Genomic DNA, 25,843 nt, shown 5'->3' on the forward strand with positions numbered 1-25,843 from the left:
GTAGCGACATGTGTGAGCGCGCGGTCCTCCGACCTGACGGGTTCCTGTGGGCGAGGTGGCTGGCTCTCGGGCGGGTCTTCTGCCCGTGCTTCTATTCGACAGCGGTGAGGACGTTCACCGTGGTTCCGTCGTCGGTGGAGGTGTAGATGGCGGTATCTGTGGCGATGTAGACCTGGCCGTCGCCAGCGGTGAGAAGGGCTTGAGGTTTGGCGTTCAGGGTGTGTCGTGGCTGCCAGGTCTGCCCGTTGTCGGTGCTGGTGTAGAGGCTTCTTCGAGGTCGATTCCGAGGAGGGGACCGCGCTCGGGCCAGCTGACGAGTACCAGTGCCGGTGCACTGTTGACTGCGGCGAATGTCATTGCGCCGTCGTTGCTTCGGAGGAGCCCTTGGCGTGTGGTCGCGAGGATCTCATCGGCGTCCGCGGGTGATACTGCGAGGTCAGAGGCAGGGATTTGTGCTCGCCGCTGCCAGGACTGCTGATCGAGGCTGACCATCACCGTGCCCGACTGGCTGTCGTGGCCGTAGACCCGTCCGTGGCGGTACTCGAGTGCGTGAAAGTCGGCGCTGCCGTGCAGCGACACATTTTCCCAGGATTGGCCGGCGTCGCTGCTTTTGATGAGGCCTAGGTGTGGCGGTTGTTGACGGTCGGCCGGATCGGGGTGGCCGCTGGCCAAGAATTCGTCGGGCCCGGTGATGGTGAAGCCCATGAAGTCCTGGATGAGATCGCCGACTCGTTGTGGCGCCTGATCGCGCTCTACCGTGTAGAGGCCGTAATGAGTTGCCACGTAGAGGGTGTCATCGGTCGGATTGATACCGAGGCCGTGGATGTGCACCATGCCCGGCACAATTGCGGGCGGTGTGCTGTCGGGGGCATTCGACGAGCACGCTGCGGCCAGGGCTCCGGTCAGTATTGCGGCGACGAGTCTACGGAGCTGCACACTGACCCCTTCCGGTCGCGAACCATCTACGTAGTGCAATAGTAGATGGTGGCACGGGGCAACGGCGCGACGCTGGTTCGCGGCCCTGGGCGGCGCTGCGGGTACCGGCGGGTCGGTGGGGCGTCTTCATCAAATCTTCATCGGAACACGAACCGACCCATACTCGGATTCTTGAGGCTGGACCGAGGCGGCGAGAGCGCTTGCCGTGTGGACGACTGGTGTGCCGAAGTTGTATGAGAAAGGATGTGCGATGCAGCACAAGCGATTCGGATTTGGGTTTGCGGCGTTAGCGGCGTCGGCCCTGGTCATCAGTGCCTGTTCGAATGCGACAACGGACTCTCAGCCATCGGCCAGCAGCACCTCGGCGGCAGCATCGGCGTCGCCGGGTGCTGCCAGCAGCGACGCTACCCACAACGCCGCTGATGTGCAGTTCGCCCAGGGCATGATTCCTCATCACCAGCAGGCGATCGAGATGAGCGACATGCTTCTGGGCAAGCAAGGCATCGATCCCGAGGTAATTTCGCTGGCGAACGACATCAAGAACGCTCAAGGCCCGGAGATCGAGAAGATGCGGGGCTGGCTGCAGGAGTGGGGAGTGTCGTCCTCGCCTGCTCCTGCGCCGACCAGCACCGCGATGCCTGGTCACAATATGCCCGGCGACCAGATGCCGAGCGGTGACATGGGCGATATGCCGGGTATGGGCGGCGGTGGCCACGGCATGATGTCGGAAGCCGACATGGCTGCGCTGCAGAACGCGCAGGGTGCGGAGGCGAGCCGACTTTTCTTGACGCAGATGATTGCCCATCACAAGGGCGCAATCATGATGGCGCAGGAGGAGATTGAGATCGGCCAGTTCCCGGCGGCGGTGGAGATGGCGGAAGCCATTGTGTCCTCTCAGCAAGCGGAGATCGACACGATGCAGGGGATGCTGGACAAGTAACAGTTCGGAGGGGCGACGGTCAGGTCCGCGCCGAGGCACCCGTAACAGGGATGTCGTCGGGGCGTACCTGGGCGACGGGTAAGTCGACGGTGAATGTTGCGCCGGCGCCCAGTCCAGCGCTCGCTACGGAAATGGATCCGCCGTGGGCCTCGACCAGCGCTTTGGCGATGGCGAGCCCTAAACCGGCGCCGCCGTGCTCGCGATCGCGGGCGGCGTCGGCGCGATAGAACCGCTCGAACAGCCGGGGGAGGTGCTCGGGGGCAATCCCTTCACCGGTGTCGGCGACGGCGATCCTCAGCCGGTCACCGTCGCGGACACAGCTGAGTTCGACCGAGCCGCCAGATGGATTGTGCCGCAGCGCATTGTCCAGCAGGTTTCCCAGGACTTGGGAGAGTCGCTGCTCGTCGGCCCATAGCGGCGGCAGTGTTGTCTGTAGGCGCACGCGTAGCGCAACACCTTTGCTGTCGTAGCGTTTGTGCGCCGCGGCGACGCATTGGCGCGCTAAGCGGTCGACGTCAATGGTGGCGTAGGACATGGACACTGAGCTTTCCTCGGCCTTGGCGAGAGCGGCGACATCATCGGAGAACCGCACCAGCCGGCGGGTCTGGTCGCGTAGCATGGCCGCCGTCTGCGGTGTCAGAGTGCGTACTCCGTCTTCGAGTGCTTCGATGTAGGCCTCCAGCACCGCGACCGGTGTACGGATCTCGTGCGCCAAGTCTCCGAACAATCGCTGTCGTGTCGACTCAACCGCTTGGAGCCGGGAAGCCATCTGGTTGAAGGCGGTCGAGAGCGCGTCGAAATCGTCGCCCAGTCGCGGCGGTGACACCCGGATCTCGTAGTTCCCTTGGGCGACATCGGTGGCGGCGGAGGCGACTTCGGTGATGGAACGTTGGAGCCGTCGACTGACGTAGAAGCTGACGGCAAGGGCGGCAATCGCCGACACCGCGAGGGCGCCGCCGATGGACATGACCGTCGCGTAGCCGTAGGCCTCCTCGGCATGTATTTCCTCGGGTGAGTCCGTTGGCACCCCCGCGAGATGAAGATGCTCACGGAACAGAGGAGGGCCGACGACGGCGGCCACCACCGCGGTCGTGGCGGCCCCAGCTACCAGCACAATGACTTGGGCTGCCAGCAACCGCAGGCCGATACCGGGTCGGCCCCACCGTCGACGTCGGCGAGCTGTGGCCGCCGACCCGGGAGTCACTGTCCCGTTCCCATCCGGTATCCCACCCCTCGCACGGTGGCGATGTAGCGCGGAGAGGCGGCGTCGTCGCCGAGTTTGCGCCGCAGATGGCCGATGTGGACGTCGACGAGATGCTCGTTGCCGACCCAGGGTCCGTCGCGGACGATTTCAAGTAGTTGACGGCGGCTCAGTACATTTCCTGGGCGGCCGGAAAGGGCTTCGAGAATGTCGAATTCTGTGCGGGTCAACAAGATTTGTTCGTCGTCGATGCGTACCTCGCGGGCGGCGACGTCGATGCTCAGCGCGCCGAAGCGACGCGGTGGCGCGACGTCAATGTCGGCGGTTGCGGTGGCTGATTGCAGGACGCGGGGCCGACGCAGCATGGCGCGAATGCGCGCGACGAGTTCGCGTGGGCTGAAGGGTTTGGTGATGTAGTCGTCGGCGCCGACAGTGAGGCCGAGGACGGTGTCGATTTCGGTGTCGCGGGCGGTGAGCATGACGACGTAGGCGTCGGAGAACGTGCGTAGCTGTCTGCAGACTTCCAATCCATCGATGCCGGGCAGGCCGATGTCGAGGATGACGACATCGGGGTCGAGGTCGCGGGCGACGGCGATCGCGTCGACGCCGTTGTCGGCCACGACCGCTTCGAACTGCTCGCGTTCGAGATAGCTGGCCACTACTTCGGCTAGGGGGAGTTCGTCGTCGACGACCAGGGCGCGGTATCCCTTCGCCCTTTCAGGCGGTGTACCCGGGTGGTGGTCCATGGTCATCATGGTGCCTGCTGATGTGGGTGCGGTGGCGCGCGACTGCCGGAGCGGCGCGATCTTCAGCAGATCTTTACGAGACTCATACCGATTGCGTCCTGCGGCTGGGAGACGCTCAGCATGAAGGAGGGCCTGACATGCGCTTGCTGATGGACGTCTGCCCGGACAGTCTCGGGTGGCAAACGTGGCTGATCCTGTGCGCCGTCCTTGTCGTGCTGTGGGCCGCCGCCATCGCGGGCGCGACGGCGCTGTTCCACGCTTCTGGGCGGCCGTCCCGCAGCCGGCGGCGGGAGGCACTGCAGGAGACTGTGCGCAGCGGCCACACCGGAGCGGACTGACTGGTCAGCGACGCGGCGGACGTAGCGCTCCCCGGGAAAGTGTCAGTATTCGATCAAGCGCGTGACGTAGGGCGTCATGCCGGAGCTGCGTACGGGTGAGATTTTGACTACTGACCCGGTGTAGGGGGCTTCGAGCATCATGCCGTCGCCGAGGTACATGGCTTCGTGCTGGCTGGCGTTGGGGCCGTAGAAGATGAGATCCCCGCGCTGCATCTGCGATGACGGTACTTTGCGGCCGGCGTTGTACTGAGAGCCGGAGTAGTGGTCGAGTTTGATGCCTACGCCTGCGAAGGCGTAGAGCATGAGGCCGGAGCAGTCGAAGCCGACGGTGTTGGCTCCTTGATCGATTCCCCGAGAGGGCCCGTTGGCGTTGCCGCCGCCCCAGGAGTAGGGGACGCCGAGTTGCGACATGGCTCGTCGGATCACGAATTCAGAGGCTTGGCGGCCGTACAGGCGGGGGATGCGTCCGTTGGTGATTCCGGGATCTGCGGCGGCGGTCGCGGGGGAGAGGATGCCGAGTTTGACGAGGAAGTTTCGGCCCATGTCGGCGGTGAGTTGCAGCGAGGTCGCCATGATTTTGAGGACGGCGTTGATGATGGCTATCGGATCGCCGGCCACATTGGCACTGGGCACCATCGGCAGTGTGGTGTCCCACTGGCCGGCGCCCGAGCTGTCTGCCGGTGCCGGACTGGTGCGGTCCCATTGGCCGCTCGGCGGGACTGCGGCGCCGGGTTGCGCGGCCGTGGGCTGGTGTGCGGTAGCTGCTACCGGTCGGGCAGTAGTCAGTCGGGTTTGTGCGGAGTCGCGTTCGGCGGCCAACCGGGTCAGGTCGGACTGTTGATCGGTGAATGCGCGTTGCGCGCCAACGAGTTCGGTGACTGCGGCGTCCTGTCGCCGTTGCGCTTCGGCCGCTGCTGCGTCGGCGTCCAGCCGGGCCTGCTTGGCGGCCGAGAGTTGGTTGGCGCGTTCAGTCTGGCTTCGGCGAAGATCGTCTTTGACCCTGCCGAAAGCAAGGAGATAGGTCTGCTGCGTCGAGGCTGCCGAGAGGATGTCTTCAGGGCTGCTTGCCAGCGGCAGCGCGCGGGAGGGACCGTTCATGTAGCTGGAGGCGGCGAAATCGTCGAACCGCTGCTGCGTGGCGTCGATGGCGGTCTGGCTGTCGACGAGTGCTTTCTCGCTGTCTTCGAGTGTGCGGTGCGCCTCGGTGACCGCCTGGCGGGCGGTGGCAAGCTCCACCAGGGTCCGATTGACGCTCTCCTGTTTGTGTTGGATGTCCGCGCCGATATCGGCGACGTGCTGGTTGGCTTCGGCAACGGCAGCGACAAGTCCTGCGACCGTTTCGTTGTCACCATCAGGTTCGCTTCCGTGGCCGGCCGTTGCGATGCCCGAGGTGTGAAGCACCAGCACCGCAAAAATCACCCCGGTGGTGAGAAGTGAAGTGAGGCGCCGCATCAATTCTCCTGTGGGTGGCTGCCGGTAGCCGCGAGTCGGGCAGGGCGGTGCGCCGACGTGCCATGTCGGACGATCTACAAGCTATGAGTACGAAGTTGATCAGTACGTAGTCGGAACGTACATCACTGCGGCATCAGGAGAAACACCTGTCACAGTCACAACTCGGTAACACCTGACCAACCGGCGGCATTTGCTGTTGACTCGACGGGTCGGTGCCATCGGCTGGATCAGGAGTGGGCACGCCGGGGCGGGATCGATATCAGTGGCGTAGCCGCGGTGAGGTCCCCGGCATTTGGGCTGTTGGCGGCTACATTGGGAGGCTGCAGGGTGCCGCGCTGTGCGCATCGGCCACCTCGTCAGAGCGGGGCAGGAGTTGCGGCGGATGGAACAGCGAGGATTCGGCGATCTCGAAGCGATGATCATGGACTGGGTGTGGGATCACCAGGAGCCGATCACCGTGCGTGAGGTATTCGAGGACCTGTCCCAGCAGCGACCTATCGCGTACACGACTGTGTTGTCGACCATGGACAACCTGTATCGCAAGCGGTGGCTCACACGGCAGCGCAACGGCAAAGCCTATGTGTACCGGGCGGCGATGAGTCGTGCGGAGCGGTCAGCGCGTCTGATGAAAGCTGCCTTCGACTCCGGCGGCGACACCAACACTGTGCTGGCTTTTTTTGTCGAGCAGATGAGTACAGAGCAGTCGGCGCAGCTGAAGGCGGCGCTGAGTAAAGGTCGGCGATCATGACGACTGCTGTGTGGCTGGTCCTCTACGGCGCGGTGTTGGCGTGGCTTGCTCCGCCGGTACTGCGGCGCCTTACTGCTGGTGGGGTGAGCCCGGCCATGGGTGTGGCCGCGTGGTTGGCCACTGTTGTCGCCGTGCTTGTGGCGTGGCTGGCGGCCGTGGTGCTGGTGGTCGACTCGACGTAGTGCCCTGAATGGCTCGGTGGTGACCCTCTGTCTGGAACTGTTCGGGTTCTCTGATCACACGCCGCTGGCGGGACGCCTCGGGTCTATAGCTCTCATCGGTGGGGGGTTGCTGACCTCGGGGGTGGTGGCGCTGCGACTGGGACGCTGTTTGGCCAGACTGCGCACGCGAAGTCATGAGCACGCACACGCCGCGCGGATCGTTGGTCGGCCTACTGACCATCCCCACGTCGTTGTCGTCGAGGCGGACCTTCCCGCCGCCTACTGCGTCATCGGCCGCCCCCACGCCATCGTCGTCACCTCGGCGGCCGTAAAATCGTTGGACCGAGCGCAATTGAAAGCGGTTCTGGCGCATGAGCATGCGCACCTATCGGGGCATCATCACCACATTCTGATGGTGTTGCGTGCCCTCGCAGCCACCTTGCCCCATCTTCCCCTGTTCGCGGGCGCGCATCAGGCTGTGGCGGAACTACTAGAGATGTGCGCCGACGACACCGCTGCTCGTCGCGTCGGCACTCGTCCATTACTTACGGGTTTGCTTGCACTCGCCGGTCACCGACCTCCTGTCGCCGAAGGTCTGGCCGCGGCGGCAACGGCGGTCATCACCCGCGCCGAGCGGCTAGTCACCCCGACGCGTCGGCACGTGCGGTGGCGCCACCGCGCTCTCCTTACTGTCGCCATCGCCACCATGCTCGCCACCCCGGCATTCATCCAGGTGCTCTGCCACCACTAGGCGCTACCCAGCTTCCGGGCCGTCGCCGCCGAGGCGCATTCCACAGGACGAGGGACGATTCGGCGCCCGCTGTTGGCCTATCCAGCAAAGGCTCGTCTGACTGCCCAGCGCCAACGTCCAGAGCGGAAATTATCTACGGAGTCAAACCGTAGATGACCAGTGCAAAAGATGGCTCGCCGAGATGGATTGGTCGCACGCACGGCGTCGAAATGAGCCGTACAGCAATGCTATCGGGCGAATGCGGTGAGTGCGTTGGCCGTTTCGCGCGGGTCGCCGGAGATGGCGGTCGCGGGCAGGTCACGACACGGCGTCAAGTCAACCGACGGCCCTAGGGTCGGCGATCCGCTGCTACAGTCGGCAACATCGTGAGGTACATCGACGCGAGTTCCCCGCAGCGCCGACGCGCAGTCGTCGCTGCATTGCTCGCGTTCTGGATCGTCATCGTGGCTGCGGAATGGGCGCTGCCGGGAATCGAGGCTGCGCCGGCCCATGGACCCCACCCCCTTGCGAGTGCGGTGGGCGCGCCGGTGGCCGTCCAGCTTGATCATCCGCACATCTCCCAGGGTGGCGTCGCGCCGTCGCCGGAATCTTTCGCCGAGGCTGTCTTGCCGCGAGGAACGGTCACGCTGATCGCCTTGGCCTTAGTCAGCGCCTTGGCTGTGCTGCCGGCGTTATGGCGCTACGCGCCGCTGACACCTATCCGCGGCCCACCGCGCTCACCCGTCGCACAAACCGGCCGAGACGTGCTCGTCCGGCTCTGCATCGCGCGTCGCTGACTGGCCAGCGTCAGGCCTCGTGTCGTGAACCGAGGCCGGTGACCGCTGCCCATGATCAGCAGCTGCGCGACCAGTCGCGCCGTCAAACAGAAGCGACATCCACGACATGAATCACGCCCTTTCGATCCACCATGCCCAGGACACAGACCGATTCGAGCAACTGCGGCTGGGCCGCTATGAGCGGCCGGCTACGATGGTCGGGCAGACGCCCGTCTTGAGGATCGGCGCGCCGTTCACCGCCGCAGAGCACGGCTTCTGGGCCAAACTCGAAGGCTTCAATCCTGGCGGCATGAAAGACCGGCCTGCACTGCATATGGTCGAACGTGCGCGCTCTCGCGGGAAGCTCGTCCCGGGCGACCGTATCGTCGAGTCGACCAGCGGCACTCTAGGATTGGGGCTTGCGCTGGCTGGAACTGTGTACGGTCACCCCGTCACCTTGGTCACCGACCCCGGCATGGAGCCGATCATCCAGCACATGCTCGCCGCGTTCGGCGCGCACATCGAATTGGTCACTGAGCCTCACCCGCGCGGCGGCTGGCAACAGGCCCGTACCGAACGCGTTCATGAGATTCTGGGCACTGATCCGCAGGCGTGGCATCCCGACCAGTACAACAATCCGGACAATGTGGAGGCCTACCGCGGGCTGGCTATGGAACTGATTGAGCAGCTCGGGTCTGTCGATGTGTTGGTGTGTTCGGTCGGTACCGGGGGACACTCGGCAGGGGTGGCACGGGTCCTGCGGGAATATAATCCCGGCCTGCGGTTGATCGGCGTCGACACGGTGGGCTCTACCATCTTCGGGCAACCCGCGACGACCCGGCTGATGCGTGGCCTCGGCTCAAGCATCTACCCCGGCAACGTCGACTACGCGGCCTTCAACGAGGTGCACTGGGTCGCGCCAGCGGATGCGGTATGGGCCTGTCGAACTTTGGCGGCCACCCACTATGCCAGTGGCGGGTGGAGCGTCGGCGCGGTCGCGGTGGTGGCGGGGTGGGCTGCGCGTCGCAGCGACCCGGGCACCACGGTCGCCGCGATCTTCCCCGACGGCCCACAGCGCTATTTCGACACCATCTATAACGACGATTACTGCCGCACCCACGGCCTGTTGGATAAGGCGCCGCCGAACGAACCGGCCACCATCGATCACCCGCTGCGACACGTGGTTAAGGCCTGGACGCGGTGCCCTGTAGTCGTCGACCCCACGCAGGTGGTGCCACGATGACACTGCTGTCCGGGTTCGGCAGTTTCGGCTGGCCAAGCCGCATGCTGATGATCAACCAATTCGGGATCAACCTCGGGTTCTACATGCTCATGCCGTACTTGGCCGGCTACCTGGCTGGGCCCCTGGGTTTGGCGGCATGGGCCATCGGGCTCGTTCTCGGGGTGCGCAACTTCTCCCAGCAAGGCATGTTCATCATCGGCGGCACGTTGGCCGATCGCCTGGGCTTCAAGCCCCTCATCGTGAGTGGATGCGTGCTGCGCACGGCAGGATTCGGGCTTTTGGTGTTCGCCGACTCGCTACCGGCGGTGTTGGTCGCCTCGGCGGCAACGGGTTTCGCCGGTGCCCTCTTCAACCCAGCTGTGCGTGCATACTTGGCCGCCGACGCGGGCCCGCGACGGCTGGAAGCGTTCGCGCTGTTCAACGTGTTCTATCAGGCCGGCATCCTCGCCGGGCCGCTGGTGGGCTTGGCGTTGATGTTTGTCGACTTCAAGATGACTGCGGCTGCCGCGGCCCTGGTTTTCGCGGTGCTGACGGTGGCGCAGCTGTTCGCACTGCCGCAGCGCGCAGTGGCGCCGACACCGGAAAAGACTTCGGTGCTGCAGGATTGGCGGGCGGTCGCGGCCAATCGTTCGTTCCTGCTGTTCGCCGCGGCCATGATCGGCTCCTATGTCCTGTCGTTTCAGGTATACCTCGCGATGCCGCTACAGGCGCGGTACCTGTTTCCGCAGAACGACTCCGTCGTCACAGCGATGATCTTCGTGGTCTCCGGAGTGGTGGCGGTGCTTGGGCAGATGCGCATCACACGCTGGTTCGGGCGGCGTTGGGGTTCGGGGCGCTCACTGGCGATCGGGATGCTGATCCTGGCGCTGTCGTTCCTGCCGCTCATCGCGTTGCCCGATGACGAGCGAGCCGGCCGTGTCGCGGCCGCCACAGCGCTGCTGATCGCCACGGCCGTGCTGGCGGTCGGCTCCGCTGCGGTGTTCCCGTTCGAAATGGATACCGTCGTGTCCCTGGCCGATAATCGGCTCGTCGGAACGCATTACGGTTTTTACAACACGATCGTCGGCGTCGGCATCCTGGTCGGCAACCTGGCAACAGGGTCGTTGATGCAACTCGCCAGAGAGCTTGGGCAGCCCGAACTTCTGTGGGTGTTGTTGACAGTCATCGGATTGCTGTCGGCGGCTGCGCTGTACCGCCTGGATCAGCGAGGACGACTGGGATCAACGCCGAAGGCCGTTGATGACGCGACCCGGCGCTGAAATGTCCCGGTCGGCGCGTCATCTACGTAGCAACTACGTAGGTAGCGGTAGACTATCTCTCGCGGGCGGCGCAGGATGCGCGGGCGCGCTTTAGTTTTCGTGAACGGCTGGGAGAGTGCCACGACGATCGAGTCGCACCGTGTTGTCGCTGGTTCCGTACCGCCAGTGGCGGCCGCCGGCCGCATCCGTGTACTCCTCGTTGAGCCGCGACGCATCTATGCGGCCACCGTCGCGCGACACCTTCGTGCCGACGATTTCGCGGTGGAGGTGGCCTACTCGCCGCGTGCTGCGATCATAGGTCTGCACGAGGGTGATCCCGATGTGGTCGTGGTGTGCGTGGGCGCGCAGGGCCGGGGCACGGCCATGCTTGACCGCATTCGTCAGGAGACGCAGGTCGGCGTGGTCGCTCTCAGCGACGGCGATATTGCGCCGCTGCTCGTGAGTACCGGGGCCGTCTGTGTGGGCGACATCGCGGCGCTGAACGTGCGAATTCGGCTGGCGCTGAGGCACTGCGGTGTCAGTGGCGAACCACGTGGCGGCTACTACGGCGAGGTGATGCATCGCCGGGAATTCGGAGATCTCCTTATCGATATGGTCGCACGCCGGGTGTCTCTGCGCGGCGAGGCGCTGTCACTTACCCGAACGGAGTTCGAGATCCTGTCCACGCTGGCAGAGAGTCCGGGCGAACCGGTGACGTGTCGTCACCTGCAGCTGAGCCTGTGGGGGGATGCCTCCGACGGTGGCCGGTCCACGCTGGGGGTGCACGTGGGCAATCTTCGGCGCAAGCTGGGTGAGGACCCGCATTCACCGCGGTATCTGCGTACGGTGCGCGGTACCGGTTACTGTCTCACCGGCTGAGTGGGGGCGGCGAGTGCCTGGTGCGCCGCAGTGATGCAGCTGGTGGCAGATTGCGGCGAGGACTTAGCTTTCGATGATGCGAACGACGTAGGGCGTCATCCCTGACGTGCGCACTGGGGAGATCTTGATTGGCACGCCGGTCTGCTGTGCCTCGAGCATCTGCCCGCCGCCGAGATAGATAGCTTCGTGCTGGCTCCCCCCGGGGCCCCAGAACAGGAGATCGCCCCGCTTCGCTTGGGAGGGTGGCACCTTGCGGCCGGCGTTGTACTGGTCACCGGACCATCGCGGGAGCAGCACTCCGACGCCGGCGAACGCGAACCGTGTCAGGCCTGAACAGTCAAACCCCACAGTGCCGGCCCCCTGGTCGACGCCGCGGCTGGGACCGGTGAGGCTGCCCCCACCCCAGGAGTAGGGAATACCGATTTGCGTTCCTGCCCTGCGGATTACGTACTCGATCGCTTGCGCACCATTGACCCGGTTTCCGCGCACGCTGGTCGACGGATCCGCGGCCGGACTGACGACTCCCAGGCTGCTGAGAAAGTTGCGACCCATGCTCATGGCGGTCTGCGTCGCCATGGCCGTGGCCTGAAGAGAGGCGTTCGCGATGGCAACCGGATCACCGGGAGCGCCTGCGCTCGCCACCTTGGGAAGCAGTGGGTCCCACGGACCGGCAGCAGGTTGGGCCGACGCGACCGGTGCACACGCGACGAAGAGCAGCACGACGATGCTGAGGACACCGGGGAGCCGCCGAACGCGTCTCGCACCGCGCATCGCCGGGTCAGACCGGTCGGCGCCGGCACTTGCCGCACTCCTGCTCCGGACGTCTGATTTCATGTCTTCTCCTCGGTGCGCCGCGCGGTGTCCTACTTCGTGCACCAATAGCGGGGCTGAAACGCATACGTACGGCGCAGCACCAAAATACGTAGCTCCTACGGAGAAAAGCCTAACTCACAAAAGCCCCACCAGTAACAGTAGCCACATAATTACAATGGTGAAATTCGCTGCGGCCGTTCACATTGAACGCGGAAAGCGCTGGGCAGGAGCCGTTCCGCGGCCGGGAATACGTGCGCCAATGGTGCGCGGATTGGTGCGCATGCGCGTATCTCGGAGAGGAGTTCTATGGCCGTCGTTGAGGGCAACGATTCTGCCCAGGAGAGGTCCTATGACGCCTCGTCGGCGTAGCGCCGCGATGTGTTCATCGGGGAGTCTGTGGGCTTCAGCGATGCCAGCAGCTGCCCGTGCAGCAGCGGCGTCTAACAGCTGACCTAATGCGCTGCAAGAGAAAGGGGTTTCGCTGTCCGGCACCGATGCCATGTCGGCTCAGGTGTCGAGCACTTGTGCTGCTTAGAGGTTGGCGTTTCCGGCCTTCCATTGCTCCCAGGGGATGTTCCAGTCGCCGAGGCCGTCGGTTCCTGACAGGGTGGCGCCGGTGGTGTTGATGACTTCCACTATGTCGCCGCGTCGGGTGTTGTCGTAGAACCAGCGGGCATTGGCTGGATTGACGTTGAGGCTTCCGTGGCTGACGTTGGCGATGCCTTGGCTACCCACCGACCATGGGGCCGAGTGCACGTAGATGCCGCTGTAGGACATTTGCGTGGCCCACTCGACTTCGGTGCGGTACCCGTCGGGAGAGTTAACGGGCACCCCGTAGGTCGACGAATCCATCACCAGGAATGAGTAGCGGTCGCCGATGAGGTAGGTGCCGTTGTCGGTGGGTGTCTTGGCTTTGCCCATGGAGATGGGCATGGTTTTGACGACGTCACCGTTGCGCCGCACGGTCATCGTCTTGCTGGCGTCGTCGGCGGTGGCGATGATTTGATCGCCGATGGTGAAGCGCGTGGTGACGTCGTCTTGGCCGAAGAGCCCGTCGCCGAAGTCGACCCCGTAAGCCTTGACCGACACCTCCACGGTGGTGCCGGGCTCCCAGTATTCGGCGGGGCGCCAACGGACTTCACGGTTGCTGAGCCAGTAGAAGGCGCCCTCAACCGGGGGGTTCGTGGTGACCGTGATGGCCTGCTGCGCTGCGACCCGGTTCGTGATGTTCTCGTCAAAGCGAATCGCAATGGGTTGACCCACGCCCACTGTTTCGCCGTCATTGGGCAAGACGTAGGGCATCGTCAGGTTTTCGGGAGAATGGGTTTCGAATGTTGCGCTGGTGCTTGTTGTTCCGCCAAGTCCTTGTGCTTGCGCCTGCAGGGTGTACTGCTTGTTGTAGCCCAGCGGCTCCGCGGAGGACCAGGACACTCCGTCGGGGCTGAGTTGTCCGTCAACGATTTTGCCGGCGTCGTTGGTCAGCGACACTTGGCCGAGAACACCGTCGCCGGCGGTAACGGTGACGGGGGCATCAACAGCGACGCCGATGGCGCCATCAGTTACGGACGCTTCCAGTTTCGGTACGAGCAAGTCTGCGTAGGGCGTGCCCTTATCGGTGATCACGTCGGGCGTGGGCGCCGCCGACGGCGACGAGGTGCACGCGGCCGCGATCAGCAACACCGCCACCGCGAGGACGGTGGTCCGCAGCCAATGCGTCGTCGCTCGAAACAATGGGCGGCAGCCTGTCTGCGGCATGAGTGGGGCTCTCCGTATCGCGTTGTCGTCATCGCCTTAACATGCGGTGGCGCCGGCTCGGCGCCTCGTGGGCCGGTCGCGGGCGACGGTGCACCGTTCACGGGACTTCTCTAAGTGTGCTCGTCAGTCGTTTGGCTTTCTTAGTCCTTCGATGAAGATTCGATAAAGCTGGCACCAGAGTCCGAGCTGCCGGGTTTGCACGACCGCGAGTCAGGGATCACGTCTGCTGGGCCAATCCGAGGGTGAGGAAGCCGTCTGTCCTCCGGCGCCAGCCTGGTGCGGGTTGCGCAGGATGTGCGGCGGATTCGAGGTATCCCCGAAGGCTGATGAGCGGAGGCGGGGTCTTAGCGGCGGCCATCTCCGCCTCGTGCAGGGGGCACGTCATCGGTGCTTGTTGTGCACCGCTCTCATGGACCACGGCCACCGGGTGGGCCCGCGTCGGCGCTGCTCAGTGATCGTCGGTTTCGGCAAGTTCGCCTTCCCAGGCTTCTTTGCCCTCGTAGAGGGCGAAGGCGGCGATGACGAAGCCGGCTACCGGGTCGAGCCAGGCTGCGCCGGTCAGTTCGTAAAGCCCGACGCCCAGCAGGGTCGAAATGCTGAGGAGGACACAGATTCTGGTTTCGGCGGCGTCAGCGAGGATGAGGTTGTCGTTGAGTTCTTGTCCGACGCGCTTCTTCGCCGCAGCCAGCACTGGCATCACGATGATGGAAGCAACGAGCAGCCCGATGGCGATCCAGGAGTGTTCGGGTTCATCGTCACCGGCGAGGCTGCGGATGCCTTCGATGGTGACGTAGGCGGCCAGCAGGAAGAAGGTGCCGGCGACCAGTTTTAGGGCGAGGCGTTCCTTGCGTTCATCGGCGTGGCCGTGGCGCAGCCGGGCGGCCAGGCGAAGCCCGACGAGGATGGCAGCGATGGATTCGATGCCGGAGTCGATGCCGAACCCGACGACCGAGACCAGACCGGCGAGCAATCCGGCGGTGATGGCAACGGCGCCTTCGATGACGTTGTAGCCGACAGTGAACTGAGCCAGGCGCAGGCCACGGCGGGTGAGCCGTCCGGTCTCGGCGGCGGTCAGTTCCGGTGTGGGCGTGCTCATGTGGTCGTCCTGGTTCCGTAGGCCGGGCATATCGCGACGGCGTTGTCAGTAGCGGCCAGCAGGGTTTCGGCCGAAGCGAGCAGATCGAGCAGTTCGGGGCGGGTCAGCGAATAGAACACCTGGCGGCCCTCGGGGCGGCCGGTGACCAGGCCGCAATCCCGCAGGCACGCCACGTGGGCCGACACGGTGGACTGGGCCAATCCCAGTTCCCCGATCAAGTCGGCCACCCGCGCCTCCCCGTCGGCCAGGCGGCGCACGATCAGCAACCGGGCCGAGTCGGAGAGGCTGTGAAACAGTGCCACCGCGGCATCTAGATTCGAACTCTCCAAGGTGCTGCCAATGAGGCAGGGGTCCGACTTATTCATCGCCATATGACGATGATAACCGGTCAGCGGCGATACTTCGAGGCCGGATCGGATGCTGTCGTCCGTGCGTTGCCCTCCGACGCTGCGGAGTTGAGGCTGCAGCCGCCGTTCCGAGTGAATGGGTAGATCATCTGCCGCAGGTAGCTGCTGGGGTAGTCGGGTTGGGCGGCCATGCCGAGCTGGCTGGAGTCGAACCGGCGGGCCGAGTCGTAGGAGTAGGTGCGCATCAGGTGGTCCCACGCCAGGGTGAATAGCCCGAAGTTGACGTCGCCGATGCCGGCCCACTTGAGGTGGTGGAAGCGGTGGCCCTCGTTGAGGGCCAGGACGTACTTGGCGGGGCCGATGCGATAGTCGGCGTTGGAGTGCTGCAGCAGCAGCTGGATCGCCACGGCCAGGGCGAGGGCGGACGCCACGTTGACGGGGAGCCCGATCAGGATCAGCGGTGCGACGCCGGCGGCCATTTCGACGGTTTGGTGCAGGGGGTGTTTCATAAGGCCGTTGAGGCCGTTGAGGCCGTTGAGGCCGTAGAAGCGGGTGATGCTGTGGTGCACGGCATGGAAGCGCCACAACAGGCCGATCTTGTGGCTGGCCAGATGTACGACGGTGATGCCGAAGTCCGCGACGAGGATCGCGGCGAGGACCTGCGTGACGAATGACCAGCTGTGGGGCCACAACTGGGGCGCGGGGACGATCGCGGCGAGCAGCGGGATGGCGGCGACGCTGGCCAGGATCAGGGTTTCGTTGACCGCGAGGTGGATGCGGTCGCGGCTACTGTCGGCGCGGTCGCGGTTCCACTGGGGGTCATACGGGATGATCCGCTCCACCAGGAATGCCGTCGCGATCGCAACGGCCAGAATCACCAGCAGCCAGTACTTCTGGGCGTCAGCGGCGGCCACGGCAATACCCGCGCCGTTGAGGCCGATCAGCATGAACGGCACATAGCCGTAGCGGGCTACCGCTTGACCCGCCGTGATCGTCGTCGTGGTCGAAGAAGGAGTCGTACTCATGGCACTTATCGTCGCGGTCACTGCAGTGACGAAGCTTGAACGATTCGGCTATCAACTCGTTGCCAGGTCCCAGGAGACGTGCCGGCTCAGCACCGAGGGCGGCAGCCCGAACATGTCGCGGGTGGTGCGGGTCAGATGCGCGCTGTCGGCGAACCCCGCCCCGTGCGCAGCGCCGGTCAAATCATCACCGGCCTGCACCCGCAGGATCGCGATCCGCAACCGCGACCACAGCACGTAGCGGCGTAGCGGGATGCCGACCTGCTCGGTGAACAGATGCGTCAACCGGCTCGCAGACAGGCCCACTCGGGCCGCGAGATCTGCACCGCTGATGGGGCCTTGCGCCACGAGGCTGGGCAGAAGGCGCAGCGCGTCATCAACGGCAGGGTGGTGGATCGCTTCGTCTGCGGTCCCGAGGGGCGCCAGGTGTTCGATCAGGTCGTCCACCACGGCGCCCAGCGCGCGTCGACGAGTCAACGTCAGCACGGGAGCAACAGTCCAGCCGGAACGGATTGCGCGCAGATGGGCCGACCGCCCCGGCACGGACTCCGGTTCCAGGAACACTACGGTGCCCTCCTGCGCGCCGACCTCAATCCGGTGTGGCGCATCGGCGGGCACGACCACCTTTGTGCTGCGATGTCGATTGCCGTGCTCGTCACACACCGTGAACGATGTTGTTGCGGTGATAATTTGGACTGCGTGATGGGCGTGTACATCAGTGGTACCGATCGACCCGGTGAACGCCAACACCCCTGGGCGCAGCAGCGCCGCCCCGCCCCAGCGCGGTGCGCCGGTGGTATCACCGCCCGCCCGATTCATTGCCACCAAACGATGCTAACGATCGTCCGTAGGGGTATTTGCCGGGCTACCAGCAATGACTGGGCGTTGGGTCGGACGAGGGCGGGCATGGTTTGCCAGCGGCGGCGATGGGCCCGTGCCATGGATTGATGCCAGTTCCCGTCCCGCACTGTCTTCAGCGCACTCGCCCCGTCGGTCGTGCTCGATGAGCGAGGCGCTGAAAGCACTCGTTGGCGAGTGACAACGGATTAGGCCAACGTTGTGCGTAGATACCCCCGCGGGGTACCTTGCGGTGGTACCCCGCGGTATCGCATCGATTGGGAAGGCTTAACGCTCGTGACGGCACCAGAGAAATTCCGCCAGCTCGTGGAGAGCTCGACCACGCGGGCGATCGTCAAGTGCATCGCCCTGTGCGCGATGGCCCAAATCACCGGCGGGCGCCGACCTATCAAGGCCGGCAAGGAAAAATCCTGCTGCGGCTGATGGCCGCGGACCTCTGGCTCTACCCCGGTGATCTCGGAGGAGCTGCGCCACTAGTGCAGGTCGTCCTGCGCATCGCGGTCCGACACGGTGGCGAGGAATTCTCCGATCACTAAGGCGAAGGCGCGCGCCATGTCGTCGGCGTTGACCAGCAGGTTGGACATGGTGGCCTCGGCGAGTGTGCCGCGCGGAAGGACGTCGGCAAGGGTGCGCGCGAGGTGCGTAGGGTGACGTGTGTCATCGCCGGCGATGATGAGCGTCGGGGTGTCGATACGCCGGAGTTGCTCGACTGTCGCGAAGGCGCGGTCATGACCGATTGCCGCCGCGGCAGCGGCGCTGGGGGTGTCAGCGCGCGGAATGGCCTCGGTGACGAGGTTGGCGATGAGCGGCGCAAGGTGAGGAATGAACAGCTCCCAGGCGGCCTGTAAGCCGCGGGAGCGGGCGCGCTCGGCGAAGCGGTCCATCAGTTCTGCGTCTGCGGCCTTGTCGGCGTCGTCTTCGATAGCTTCAGCGCTGATGATGACAGCTGACCGGGCGATCTGGGGATGTTGGAGGCATGTCCGCAAGGCGATCGTGCCGCCCAGGCCCGCGCCGACAAGGTGGGTGGACGTGGCGTCGAGCGCGTGGATGATCGCGAGGGTGTCGGTGACGTACTGATCCCAGCGGTGCAGCGTCGGGTCGGGGCATCGCGATGCTCCGTATCCTCGAATATCCGGCAGCGCAACGCGATACCGGCCGGCAAGTCGGTCGGCAAGCGGCCGCATGCTGTGGTGATCGGGCCCGCCGCCGTGCAGCATGATGATCAGCTCGCCGCGGCCGACGACCTCGCCCATGAGCGGCCAGCCGTCATCCCCGACGTGCAACGTTTGCATCACCATCTGTCTATCCCTTCGTCGGGGAGACCCCGACCAGCGTCGTCGCGGCATCAGCAAGAGTCCGAAAACCCACTCTTGCAACATACCCTCTGGGGGTATACATTGGCGTACGCATACCCGGTAGGGGTATTGCCCAAGGTGAAGATGGGAGCTCGGTCATGAGCACGATCACGTACGCCGTCACGGGAATGACCTGCGGGCACTGCGAGCTGTCGGTGCGGGAAGAAGTCAGCGGGGTCGCCGGTGTTGAAGACGTCGAGGTCAGCGCCACGACCGGCACTTTGATCGTGACCTCCAGCGGTCTCGTCGATGACGCCCAGATCCTGCATGCGGTCGACGAGGCCGGCTATTCGGCGGTGCGGGTCGCATGAACGCCGCGGGACGGTTGGCCGCGTTCGGTGCGGGACTGGCGGTGGCGTTCACGGCTGCGTACGTCACCGCCGCGGCGGTCGTCCCTGACGCCGCGGTGACCCCTTCTCAGCACGTTGGCGCTGAGCCGGCCGCTGGCCACACCATGCCGACCGAGCAGGCGGTGCCGGTATCACCGCTGTCCGCTGATCCGCCGGGGTTGTCGCTCGCCCAAGACGGATACGCGCTCAGCGCGGTACGGGCACCCGTCGCCCCCAACGATCGGGCCACGTTGAGCTTCACCATTGCTGGTCCCAGCGGCACGCCGCTGCTGGACTACGCGACGGTGCACGACAAGCAGCTGCATCTCATCGTCGTCCGCTCCGATGGTCAGCATTTCGCGCACGTCCACCCGGTCCTGGATCAAGCAACCGGCATATGGTCGATGCCCTGGATGTGGAAGGCCGCCGGGACCTACCGGGTGTTCGCGGATTTCCAGCCCGCCCAGGCCGGCAGCGCCAAACTCACACTCACCCGCACGGTCGACGTGGCCGGCGAGGTGGCCCCGTCGCCCCCACTGACCACACGCACCTCGGATGAGATTGCCGGGTACACCGTGGAACTCGACGGTGCGCTCACCGCGGGCGTCTCGAAGCAGGTCACAGCGACGGTCACCCGTGACGGCGAGCCGGTGACAACACTGCAGCCCTACCTCGGGGCATACGGGCACCTCGTCGCGCTGCGTGAAGGTGACCTGGCGTATCTGCACGTGCACCCCGAGGGCGCTGAGCCGGTAGGAGGCCGCACCGGCGGCCCGGCGGTGTCGTTCGCGGCCACCGCACCCACCGCCGGCCGGTACCTGCTCTACCTCGACTTCAAAGTCGACGACACCGTGCACACCGCCAGCTTCGTCCTCGACGCTGCACCCGGCGGCGGCAATCAGCCTGCGCCGGAATCTCCGCGCGACGCCGGCCATGCCGGCGGGCACTGAACGACTTCGGCCCGACTCAGAAAACTGAAAGGCAATGGCACTCATGACGACATCGACATCAACACCGGTGTCCGGTGCGAACGTTGAACTGCGCATCGGAGGGATGACGTGTGCCTCCTGCGCCAACCGCATCGAGCGCAAGCTCAACAAGCTCGACGGCGTGGCCGCGACGGTCAACTACGCGACGGAGAAGGCCACCGTCACGGTGCCTGACGGATACGATCCGGCGCTGCTGATCGCCGAGGTGGAAAAGACGGGCTACACCGCCGCGCTTCCGACACCCCGCGCACCGGCGCCTTCGGACGCATCCGGCGAGATCCCGAACGCCGACGGTATCGACGACCCCGAACTGGCGTCGCTGCGGCACCGCCTGAGGGCCTCGACTGTCCTGACGGTGCCGGTCATCGCGATGGCGATGATCCCGGCGCTGCAGTTCACCTACTGGCAGTGGGCGTCGCTCACGCTGGCCGCCCCTGTCATCGTGTGGGCGGCGTGGCCGTTCCACCGGGCCGCCTGGGCCAACCTGCGACACGGCACCGCGACGATGGACACCCTCATTTCCCTGGGCACCGTCTCGGCGTTCTTGTGGTCGCTGTACGCGCTGTTCTTCGGGACTGCTGGCACCCCCGGAATGAAGCACCCGTTCGAACTGACACTGGCGCCGTCGCACGGCGCCGCGAACATTTACCTCGAAGTCGCCGCTGGGGTAACGACATTCATTCTTGCTGGCCGGTACTTCGAGAAACGGTCGAAGCGGCAGGCCGGGGCGGCGCTGCGCGCCCTACTCGATCTGGGCGCCAAAGACGTATCCGTGCTGCGCGACGGTGTGGAAACCAAGATCGCCATCGAAGAACTGATGGTCGGCGACGAGTTCGTCGTGCGCCCGGGGGAGAAGATCGCCACCGACGGAGTGGTGGCATCGGGTAGCTCGGCGGTCGATGCGTCGATGCTGACCGGCGAATCGGTACCCGTGGAAGTGGCTGCCGGTGACACTGTGGTCGGCGCCACCGTCAACGCCGGCGGCCGGCTGGTGGTGCGGGCCAGTCGTGTCGGCTCGGACACCCAGCTGGCGCAGATGGCTGAGCTGGTCGAACGGGCCCAGACCGGCAAGGCCGAGGTTCAACGCCTGGCCGATCGGATCTCCGGTGTCTTCGTGCCCATCGTCATCGCGATCGCGGTGATCACCCTCGGTGCCTGGTTGGGCGCGGGGTTCTCGGTCACCGCCGCGTTTACCGCAGCGGTCGCGGTCCTCGTCATCGCCTGCCCCTGCGCCCTCGGGTTGGCCACGCCCACGGCACTGCTGGTGGGCACCGGTCGCGGCGCGCAGATGGGCGTGTTGATCAAGGGCCCCGAGGTGCTGGAATCGACCCGCAAGGTCGACACCGTGGTGCTAGACAAGACCGGCACTGTCACCACCGGCAAGATGTCCCTGATTGACGTCATCGCGGCGCCGGGAACCGAACGTGCGGAGCTGCTTCGGCTGGCCGGCGCCCTGGAGAACGCTTCCGAGCACCCCATCGCCCAAGCCATCGCCACCGCGGCCACCGAGGAAGTCCAAACCCTGCCCACCCCTGAGGACTTCGCGAATGTCGAAGGCAAGGGTGTGCAGGGCGTCGTGGACGGCCACGCCGTCGTCGTCGGCCGCGAATCACTGCTCGCCGACTGGTCCCAACACCTGAGCCCAGAGCTGGTGCAGGCGAAAGGAGTGGCTGAAGCTCAGGGCAAGACGGTGGTCGCGGTCGGGTGGGATGGGCAAGCGCGGGGCGTGCTCGTCATCGCCGATACCGTGAAATCGACCAGTGCTCAAGCAATTTCGCAGCTGCGCGACCTCGGCCTCACGCCCGTGCTACTCACCGGCGACAACGAAGCCGTCGCCCGACAGATCGCCGCCGAAGTGGGTATCGACGCGGTGATCGCCGAGGTCATGCCCAAGGACAAAGTCGACGTCATCGCCCGCCTTCAAGCCGAGGGCAAAACGGTCGCCATGGTCGGCGACGGAGTCAACGACGCGCCTGCCCTCGCCCAAGCAGACCTCGGTCTGGCCATGGGCACCGGCACCGACGTCGCTATCGAGGCCTCCGACATCACCCTGGTGCGCGGTGACCTGCGTAGCGCCGTCGATGCGATCCGGCTGTCCCGCAGAACACTGTCGACGATCAAGACGAACCTGTTCTGGGCGTTCGCCTACAACGTCGCCGCGATACCCGTCGCGGCGCTAGGCATGCTCAACCCAATGCTGGCAGGAGCCGCGATGGCATTCTCCAGTGTCTTCGTGGTCGGCAATAGCCTGCGCCTGCGCGGATTCAAGTCCACGTCCACCGACACCACCAGTTAGATCACCACGCCACCTTTCAGGAGAACCCATGTCCGACAATCAGAAGTCCGCTTCCAGCTGCTGCTGCAGCAGCGCAGGCGACGAGATCGGCACCTCGGCCATCGTCCCCACTTCAAGGAATCTGCTCGAGCTCGGCTCCCAGAACGAGGCCACCTGCCCTGTGATGCCGGGAATGCCGGTGAACAAGACGAGCGCCGAGGCGGCTGGACTGTTCCGCGACTACCGCGGTCGGCGTTACTGGTTCTGCTGCAAGGGATGCGGACCACGGTTCGACCGCGACCCCGACAAATACACCAGCGCAGCGTGACAAACACTGCGCAGCCTGGACCGGATTCCGCGGGGCGAAAACCCTCACACGTAAAACAAGGACCTGCAAATGACTCAAGCCGGCGACACTAACCACTGCGAGACATCGGGCCACCACGGTTACATCACTGATAGGGATAAGTACCTGAAACGGTTGAAGCGCATCGAAGGTCAAGCCCGCGGCATCAGCCGGATGATTGAGGAGGAACGCTATTGCATCGACATCCTCACCCAAGCTGACGCACTCACCAAAGCCCTGCAAAGCGTCTCGCTGGCACTGCTCGACGACCATATCCGACACTGCGTTCGAGACGCTGCTGCCGCCGGGGGACCAGCCGCCGATGCCAGACTTACCGAAGCGTCCGAAGCCATCGCCCGGCTGGTGCGCTCCTAGGCCCGTGACGGGTGATCTTGACGTTTGCCAGTACGGATCTCCGATTACTGATCGCGCGTATTCGAGGTGGCACCTACCATCACGAAGGGAGACAACGACGCGTCAGGCTAGGTGGCGTAGCTCCACGGCCAGTCCGTCCCTGCACGCCGGGGAACACAACTACGTTGCGGACTGCCCGAAGACGTCGAAACCAGACGGTCATAGACGCGTCAGATACCCAGGGGGCAGTCATTCACTGTTGCACTGCAAGCGATTTGGGTCCCGTAAGAATTGGAGTGTGACGTGGACAGATACAGATTGAGTGTTACCCGTGTCGCGTCGTCACTCATGGTGTTCGCTGCCATCACCTACGCGGCGTGCTATCTGTGGCACGCGTTGGCGCGCTCGTCGTTTACCGACAGCGTCTTCGCTGCGGCCTTTCCCGGCTTCAGCTGGAGTGTCGTCGGGTTCGTTACCGGTCTCGGCTGGAGCATCCTCTACAGCGCATATGTCGCTGTGGTCTTTGTGCCGGTATACAACCTGTGCTGCCGGGTTCGCCCCGAGCCTGGCGAGCGTCGCAGGGTGGGCTAGTGCTGGCGTGCCGGTCCATCCCTCGCTGGTGGATCGGCACCGGAGGGACTTTCGTCACCTTCGGTAGTGACCTACGTACCTACGTATCAACTACGGAGGTACGTAGGCTCTATCGCATGGCCCTGAGCCTCGTTGGCCCCAATTGAAGGAGCGACTGATGAAGCGTCAATACATACTCTGGTACACGGCGGCTCTGGTCGCAGCGGTCATCGGCGCGGTGGCCTTGGGCGTCCCGCTCTCGACAGTTCTGCTGCCGCTCGTGTTACTGGCCTGCCCGCTGATGATGATGTTCATGATGGGCGGTATGGGGGGAGGCCACGGCGGGGGTTCTAATCGTGGCTCTTCCGATATCAGCGAGCACCGCGACCCGGTCGCACGGCCGTAGCCGAATCGGCTTCGATCGTTGGGTGGGTGGGGGCGATGGCAGATGCCGATTACGGCCTGTGGCCGTTGGTGATTCTGAATAACTTGTTGTTCGCGGTTTTCGGATTGAGTTTTTTCATCCACGCACAAAGCGCGACTAACACCTCGGTGAACAACGCCACCAGGAATGCGGTGAACTCGCCAACGGAATCCCCCTGACCGTCTATCTGCTCGGCAGCTTGTTGGGGTCTCGGTTCCCGCTGCTGCGCAGCACTCACGCCGGCGGGCACCTTGAGCCCGTTCCATCTGGCTAGTTATGTCCTGATTGGGGGCGGGTTCTGGCTGGTCGCGGTGGGCTGGCGACATCTACACGACGCCGCTCAAGCCGACCGACTAGTGTCCTGAGTCGTTCGCCGGTAGCGTTTAGACTTAGGGGGTGTCGAACCCTGTCGCGTCGGTGGTGAATCTGACCGAGGATGAGCGTTGCGAGTTGGTGTCGTGGTCGCGGCGGTCCAAGAGCGCGAATGCCCTGGCGATGCGGTCTCGCGGATCGTGTTGGCAACTGCTGACGGCCTCAGCAATACCGCGATTGCGGACAAACTCGACATCCATGTCTCTAGTGCCCGAAAGTGGCGGACACGGTTCGTCGCAGACCGGCTCGAGGGCTTGCTCGACGAGCCGCGTCCGGGGCGCCCCCGGGTGGTCGGTGACGACCGGATCGAAGCCTTGATCGTGGCGACGCTGGAGACGGCTCCTGCCGATGCCACGCATTGGTCGACACGGTCGATGGCTGAGCATCTGGGCTTGAACCAGTCGATGGTGTCGCGGGTGTGGCGGGCTTTCGGACTTGCTCCACACAAACAGGATTCGTGGAAACTAGTCCAAGGATCCGTTGTTCGTAGCCAAGGTTCGCGACGTCGTCGGGCTGTATCTGAACCCGCCCGAGCGTGCGTTGGTGCTGTGCGTGGACGAGAAGACCCAGATCCAAGCCTTGAACAAAACCCAGCCGGCGTTGCCGATGCTGCCGGGCACTCGCGGCCCTGTCGATGTCGGGTTCGAGCCTGATCGTCGCGGTCAACGCGCTGATGCTTAAACGGCTCAACGTGCCGGGTGCTGGTCAGGAGCAGCGTTGAGCATCAGCTTCGACCGCGTCGAAAAGACCTTGCGGCAAAATACGTTTGGCACACTATCCACGTTGACCGAGGACGGCGCACCGCATGTGACAGGTGTGGTCTATTGGGTGGCGGCGCCAGGCGAGCCGCTGAATCTGTATGTGACGACACGGACGACCAACCGCAAGGTGCGTAACCTTCGCGCACGTCCGGAAGTGGCCTTCGTCGTGCCGGCGCCGCATCGGTTCTTTCCGGTGTTTCCGCCGCGCGCGATCCAGTTTCTGGGTACCGCCACGATTGGTTGCGGCCGACGACGAGGGGGGAACCGAACGTTCGAGGGATCGTGGTTCCTTCGCAGGATCCTCGCGACGGAGCGACGCATCGTGACCGAGGGGGGCCGTTTGTGCTTCAACCGCATCCGCCCCAATCGCACGGTGTTCACATATGCGATTGGAATGACTGTCTGGGACAACCTGCGGCAGCCACGTGGCGCGATCGGCCGGGTGACGATTCCCGAGTCAGGGCGATGACGGGACGGCATCGATATGTCGGCGCTCGACGCTGTGGAGCATCGGGGTGAGGCCATAGCCGGGTAGACCCGGCGGGCGGCAATTAGGAGGCCGAGGCGCGCGATTGACTACCGCGCGGGCCTGCGTCAATGCACGTGGTCATGGCCTTGGTGGTCGTCTAGCGGCTCCGCTGCGGGAAGCGGCTCGTTGATTGGCACGGGCGTGGCCGCCTCAGGTGCACTGCTAGTAGTACTTTGTTAGGTGGGGAAGGTGTGGTGGCATAGTGGGCAGGTGCCGATCCAATGAGCCAGTGCGCGTTGAAGTTTGCGCACGATGCCGTA

At 64.8% G+C, this 25,843-nt stretch carries 29 protein-coding genes and 2 pseudogenes; 19 read left to right on the top strand and 12 right to left on the bottom strand.

Annotated elements, in window-relative coordinates:
* Positions 1 to 91: 91 nt before the first annotated feature.
* Positions 92 to 936: pseudogene (locus H7I57_RS20870) on the bottom strand (F510_1955 family glycosylhydrolase).
* Between the two features lie 250 nt (positions 937 to 1,186).
* Between H7I57_RS20870 and H7I57_RS20875 the strand changes: the two are divergent.
* On the top strand, positions 1,187 to 1,876 hold the full coding sequence (locus tag H7I57_RS20875; protein ID WP_264025762.1) for a DUF305 domain-containing protein: 690 nt from the start codon (positions 1,187 to 1,189) through the stop codon (positions 1,874 to 1,876).
* A gap of 19 nt (positions 1,877 to 1,895) precedes the next feature.
* On the opposite strand, the gene H7I57_RS20880 is transcribed toward H7I57_RS20875, so the two are convergent.
* Both H7I57_RS20880 and H7I57_RS20885 read right to left on the bottom strand, forming a co-directional pair.
* Positions 1,896 to 3,080, bottom strand: a complete 1,185-nt coding sequence (locus H7I57_RS20880) for a sensor histidine kinase (RefSeq protein WP_264025763.1) — start codon at positions 3,078 to 3,080, stop codon at positions 1,896 to 1,898.
* Positions 3,077 to 3,832: a response regulator gene (locus H7I57_RS20885; RefSeq protein ID WP_264025765.1), complete on the bottom strand. Its 756-nt coding sequence runs from the start codon at positions 3,830 to 3,832 to the stop codon at positions 3,077 to 3,079. Before H7I57_RS20885 ends, H7I57_RS20880 begins: the two co-directional genes overlap by 4 nt.
* Before the next feature lie 128 nt (positions 3,833 to 3,960).
* On the opposite strand from H7I57_RS20885, the gene H7I57_RS20890 reads away from it, so the two are divergent.
* The gene (locus tag H7I57_RS20890) at positions 3,961 to 4,161 is read left to right on the top strand and encodes a hypothetical protein (protein ID WP_264025766.1); all 201 of its coding nucleotides are present in this window, start codon (positions 3,961 to 3,963) and stop codon (positions 4,159 to 4,161) included.
* A gap of 42 nt (positions 4,162 to 4,203) precedes the next feature.
* Here the strand turns inward: H7I57_RS20890 and ripA are convergent, their stop codons facing one another.
* Positions 4,204 to 5,613, bottom strand: coding sequence for an NlpC/P60 family peptidoglycan endopeptidase RipA (gene ripA, locus H7I57_RS20895; RefSeq protein ID WP_060937731.1), 1,410 nt, complete (start codon positions 5,611 to 5,613; stop codon positions 4,204 to 4,206).
* A gap of 382 nt (positions 5,614 to 5,995) precedes the next feature.
* Between ripA and H7I57_RS20900 the strand changes: the two genes are divergently transcribed.
* The 7 genes from H7I57_RS20900 (at position 5,996) to H7I57_RS20930 (ending at position 11,388) form a co-directional block, all read left to right on the top strand.
* Positions 5,996 to 6,361 (top strand): BlaI/MecI/CopY family transcriptional regulator, encoded by a 366-nt coding sequence (locus tag H7I57_RS20900; protein ID WP_048472059.1) that lies wholly within the window; start codon positions 5,996 to 5,998, stop codon positions 6,359 to 6,361.
* Positions 6,358 to 6,543, top strand: coding sequence for a hypothetical protein (locus H7I57_RS20905; protein ID WP_234714159.1), 186 nt, complete (start codon positions 6,358 to 6,360; stop codon positions 6,541 to 6,543). The genes H7I57_RS20900 and H7I57_RS20905 overlap by 4 nt, the downstream gene beginning before the upstream one ends.
* A gap of 16 nt (positions 6,544 to 6,559) precedes the next feature.
* Entirely contained in the window at positions 6,560 to 7,273 is a 714-nt protein-coding gene (locus H7I57_RS20910) for a M56 family metallopeptidase (RefSeq protein WP_264025768.1), read from the top strand.
* Between the two features lie 365 nt (positions 7,274 to 7,638).
* The gene (gene lpqS / locus H7I57_RS20915) at positions 7,639 to 8,049 is read left to right on the top strand and encodes a putative copper homeostasis (lipo)protein LpqS (RefSeq protein ID WP_082169028.1); all 411 of its coding nucleotides are present in this window, start codon (positions 7,639 to 7,641) and stop codon (positions 8,047 to 8,049) included.
* Between the two features lie 106 nt (positions 8,050 to 8,155).
* Complete coding sequence (locus tag H7I57_RS20920) at positions 8,156 to 9,271, top strand: PLP-dependent cysteine synthase family protein (protein WP_048472053.1); 1,116 nt, start codon at positions 8,156 to 8,158, stop codon at positions 9,269 to 9,271.
* Complete coding sequence (locus H7I57_RS20925; RefSeq protein ID WP_048472054.1) at positions 9,268 to 10,530, top strand: MDR family MFS transporter; 1,263 nt, start codon at positions 9,268 to 9,270, stop codon at positions 10,528 to 10,530. The genes H7I57_RS20920 and H7I57_RS20925 overlap by 4 nt, the downstream gene beginning before the upstream one ends.
* Before the next feature lie 165 nt (positions 10,531 to 10,695).
* Positions 10,696 to 11,388: a winged helix-turn-helix transcriptional regulator gene (locus H7I57_RS20930; protein WP_048472055.1), complete on the top strand. Its 693-nt coding sequence runs from the start codon at positions 10,696 to 10,698 to the stop codon at positions 11,386 to 11,388.
* Between the two features lie 63 nt (positions 11,389 to 11,451).
* On the opposite strand, the gene ripB is transcribed toward H7I57_RS20930, so the two are convergent.
* From ripB to H7I57_RS20960, 6 genes are all read right to left on the bottom strand, one after another.
* Positions 11,452 to 12,222, bottom strand: a complete 771-nt coding sequence (ripB, locus tag H7I57_RS20935) for an NlpC/P60 family peptidoglycan endopeptidase RipB (protein ID WP_048472056.1) — start codon at positions 12,220 to 12,222, stop codon at positions 11,452 to 11,454.
* 510 nt (positions 12,223 to 12,732) lie between these two features.
* The gene (locus H7I57_RS20940) at positions 12,733 to 13,956 is read right to left on the bottom strand and encodes a L,D-transpeptidase (RefSeq protein WP_264025771.1); all 1,224 of its coding nucleotides are present in this window, start codon (positions 13,954 to 13,956) and stop codon (positions 12,733 to 12,735) included.
* Between the two features lie 448 nt (positions 13,957 to 14,404).
* Complete coding sequence (locus H7I57_RS20945; protein WP_264025773.1) at positions 14,405 to 15,052, bottom strand: cation diffusion facilitator family transporter; 648 nt, start codon at positions 15,050 to 15,052, stop codon at positions 14,405 to 14,407.
* Complete coding sequence (locus H7I57_RS20950; protein ID WP_264025774.1) at positions 15,049 to 15,423, bottom strand: ArsR/SmtB family transcription factor; 375 nt, start codon at positions 15,421 to 15,423, stop codon at positions 15,049 to 15,051. Before H7I57_RS20950 ends, H7I57_RS20945 begins: the two co-directional genes overlap by 4 nt.
* A gap of 17 nt (positions 15,424 to 15,440) precedes the next feature.
* On the bottom strand, positions 15,441 to 16,424 hold the full coding sequence (locus H7I57_RS20955) for a sterol desaturase family protein (RefSeq protein WP_264025776.1): 984 nt from the start codon (positions 16,422 to 16,424) through the stop codon (positions 15,441 to 15,443).
* 51 nt (positions 16,425 to 16,475) lie between these two features.
* Positions 16,476 to 17,240, bottom strand: a complete 765-nt coding sequence (locus H7I57_RS20960; protein WP_264025790.1) for a helix-turn-helix domain-containing protein — start codon at positions 17,238 to 17,240, stop codon at positions 16,476 to 16,478.
* A gap of 315 nt (positions 17,241 to 17,555) precedes the next feature.
* On the opposite strand from H7I57_RS20960, the gene H7I57_RS20965 reads away from it, so the two are divergent.
* Positions 17,556 to 17,702 carry a hypothetical protein gene (locus H7I57_RS20965; RefSeq protein WP_264025777.1) on the top strand — a complete coding sequence of 49 codons (147 nt, stop codon included), beginning with the start codon at positions 17,556 to 17,558 and terminating at the stop codon, positions 17,700 to 17,702.
* A 50-nt stretch (positions 17,703 to 17,752) separates the two neighbouring features.
* Here the strand turns inward: H7I57_RS20965 and H7I57_RS20970 are convergent, their stop codons facing one another.
* Complete coding sequence (locus H7I57_RS20970; RefSeq protein ID WP_308204392.1) at positions 17,753 to 18,577, bottom strand: alpha/beta fold hydrolase; 825 nt, start codon at positions 18,575 to 18,577, stop codon at positions 17,753 to 17,755.
* A 155-nt stretch (positions 18,578 to 18,732) separates the two neighbouring features.
* Between H7I57_RS20970 and H7I57_RS20975 the strand changes: the two genes are divergently transcribed.
* The 7 genes from H7I57_RS20975 to H7I57_RS21005 all read left to right on the top strand — a co-directional run bounded on the left by H7I57_RS20975 (position 18,733) and on the right by H7I57_RS21005 (position 23,903).
* A complete protein-coding gene (locus H7I57_RS20975) occupies positions 18,733 to 18,945 on the top strand; it encodes a heavy-metal-associated domain-containing protein (RefSeq protein WP_011891812.1) in 213 nt (70 codons plus the stop codon).
* Positions 18,942 to 19,913 (top strand): DUF8832 domain-containing protein, encoded by a 972-nt coding sequence (locus tag H7I57_RS20980; protein WP_264025781.1) that lies wholly within the window; start codon positions 18,942 to 18,944, stop codon positions 19,911 to 19,913. The genes H7I57_RS20975 and H7I57_RS20980 overlap by 4 nt, the downstream gene beginning before the upstream one ends.
* A 34-nt stretch (positions 19,914 to 19,947) precedes the next feature.
* The gene (locus H7I57_RS20985) at positions 19,948 to 22,248 is read left to right on the top strand and encodes a heavy metal translocating P-type ATPase (RefSeq protein ID WP_264025782.1); all 2,301 of its coding nucleotides are present in this window, start codon (positions 19,948 to 19,950) and stop codon (positions 22,246 to 22,248) included.
* 28 nt (positions 22,249 to 22,276) lie between these two features.
* Positions 22,277 to 22,555: a YHS domain-containing protein gene (locus tag H7I57_RS20990; RefSeq protein ID WP_264025783.1), complete on the top strand. Its 279-nt coding sequence runs from the start codon at positions 22,277 to 22,279 to the stop codon at positions 22,553 to 22,555.
* Between the two features lie 69 nt (positions 22,556 to 22,624).
* Positions 22,625 to 22,948 (top strand): metal-sensitive transcriptional regulator, encoded by a 324-nt coding sequence (locus tag H7I57_RS20995; protein ID WP_264025784.1) that lies wholly within the window; start codon positions 22,625 to 22,627, stop codon positions 22,946 to 22,948.
* A 327-nt stretch (positions 22,949 to 23,275) separates the two neighbouring features.
* Positions 23,276 to 23,518 (top strand): hypothetical protein, encoded by a 243-nt coding sequence (locus tag H7I57_RS21000; protein WP_264025785.1) that lies wholly within the window; start codon positions 23,276 to 23,278, stop codon positions 23,516 to 23,518.
* Between the two features lie 157 nt (positions 23,519 to 23,675).
* Positions 23,676 to 23,903: a DUF2933 domain-containing protein gene (locus tag H7I57_RS21005; RefSeq protein WP_264025786.1), complete on the top strand. Its 228-nt coding sequence runs from the start codon at positions 23,676 to 23,678 to the stop codon at positions 23,901 to 23,903.
* Between the two features lie 49 nt (positions 23,904 to 23,952).
* Here the strand turns inward: H7I57_RS21005 and H7I57_RS21010 are convergent, their stop codons facing one another.
* Complete coding sequence (locus H7I57_RS21010) at positions 23,953 to 24,159, bottom strand: hypothetical protein (RefSeq protein ID WP_264025787.1); 207 nt, start codon at positions 24,157 to 24,159, stop codon at positions 23,953 to 23,955.
* 158 nt (positions 24,160 to 24,317) lie between these two features.
* On the opposite strand from H7I57_RS21010, the pseudogene H7I57_RS21015 reads away from it, so the two are divergent.
* Positions 24,318 to 24,914: pseudogene (locus H7I57_RS21015) on the top strand (IS630 family transposase); the annotation flags it as partial.
* Between the two features lie 96 nt (positions 24,915 to 25,010).
* Complete coding sequence (locus H7I57_RS21020; protein ID WP_264025789.1) at positions 25,011 to 25,523, top strand: pyridoxamine 5'-phosphate oxidase family protein; 513 nt, start codon at positions 25,011 to 25,013, stop codon at positions 25,521 to 25,523.
* Positions 25,524 to 25,843 lie beyond the last annotated feature (320 nt).

The sequence above is a fragment of the Mycolicibacterium pyrenivorans genome, from assembly GCF_025821625.1.
Taxonomy (GTDB): domain Bacteria; phylum Actinomycetota; class Actinomycetes; order Mycobacteriales; family Mycobacteriaceae; genus Mycobacterium; species Mycobacterium pyrenivorans.

Coding starts and splice junctions, on each gene's coding strand:
- ripB (WP_048472056.1), bottom strand. CDS start 12,222: ATGAAATCAGACGTCCGGAGCAGGAGTGCGGCAAGTGCCGGCGCCGAC.
- H7I57_RS20960 (WP_264025790.1), bottom strand. CDS start 17,240: ATGAATCGGGCGGGCGGTGATACCACCGGCGCACCGCGCTGGGGCGGG.
- H7I57_RS20995 (WP_264025784.1), top strand. CDS start 22,625: ATGACTCAAGCCGGCGACACTAACCACTGCGAGACATCGGGCCACCAC.
- H7I57_RS20925 (WP_048472054.1), top strand. CDS start 9,268: ATGACACTGCTGTCCGGGTTCGGCAGTTTCGGCTGGCCAAGCCGCATG.
- H7I57_RS20955 (WP_264025776.1), bottom strand. CDS start 16,424: ATGAGTACGACTCCTTCTTCGACCACGACGACGATCACGGCGGGTCAA.
- H7I57_RS20985 (WP_264025782.1), top strand. CDS start 19,948: ATGGCACTCATGACGACATCGACATCAACACCGGTGTCCGGTGCGAAC.
- H7I57_RS20875 (WP_264025762.1), top strand. CDS start 1,187: ATGCAGCACAAGCGATTCGGATTTGGGTTTGCGGCGTTAGCGGCGTCG.
- H7I57_RS20970 (WP_308204392.1), bottom strand. CDS start 18,577: ATGGTGATGCAAACGTTGCACGTCGGGGATGACGGCTGGCCGCTCATG.
- H7I57_RS20900 (WP_048472059.1), top strand. CDS start 5,996: ATGGAACAGCGAGGATTCGGCGATCTCGAAGCGATGATCATGGACTGG.
- H7I57_RS20940 (WP_264025771.1), bottom strand. CDS start 13,956: ATGCCGCAGACAGGCTGCCGCCCATTGTTTCGAGCGACGACGCATTGG.
- H7I57_RS20885 (WP_264025765.1), bottom strand. CDS start 3,832: ATGATGACCATGGACCACCACCCGGGTACACCGCCTGAAAGGGCGAAG.
- ripA (WP_060937731.1), bottom strand. CDS start 5,613: ATGCGGCGCCTCACTTCACTTCTCACCACCGGGGTGATTTTTGCGGTG.
- H7I57_RS21005 (WP_264025786.1), top strand. CDS start 23,676: ATGAAGCGTCAATACATACTCTGGTACACGGCGGCTCTGGTCGCAGCG.
- H7I57_RS20980 (WP_264025781.1), top strand. CDS start 18,942: ATGAACGCCGCGGGACGGTTGGCCGCGTTCGGTGCGGGACTGGCGGTG.
- H7I57_RS20990 (WP_264025783.1), top strand. CDS start 22,277: ATGTCCGACAATCAGAAGTCCGCTTCCAGCTGCTGCTGCAGCAGCGCA.
- H7I57_RS20890 (WP_264025766.1), top strand. CDS start 3,961: ATGCGCTTGCTGATGGACGTCTGCCCGGACAGTCTCGGGTGGCAAACG.
- H7I57_RS20975 (WP_011891812.1), top strand. CDS start 18,733: ATGAGCACGATCACGTACGCCGTCACGGGAATGACCTGCGGGCACTGC.
- H7I57_RS20950 (WP_264025774.1), bottom strand. CDS start 15,423: ATGGCGATGAATAAGTCGGACCCCTGCCTCATTGGCAGCACCTTGGAG.
- H7I57_RS21000 (WP_264025785.1), top strand. CDS start 23,276: ATGGTGTTCGCTGCCATCACCTACGCGGCGTGCTATCTGTGGCACGCG.
- H7I57_RS20905 (WP_234714159.1), top strand. CDS start 6,358: ATGACGACTGCTGTGTGGCTGGTCCTCTACGGCGCGGTGTTGGCGTGG.
- H7I57_RS20945 (WP_264025773.1), bottom strand. CDS start 15,052: ATGAGCACGCCCACACCGGAACTGACCGCCGCCGAGACCGGACGGCTC.
- H7I57_RS20920 (WP_048472053.1), top strand. CDS start 8,156: ATGAATCACGCCCTTTCGATCCACCATGCCCAGGACACAGACCGATTC.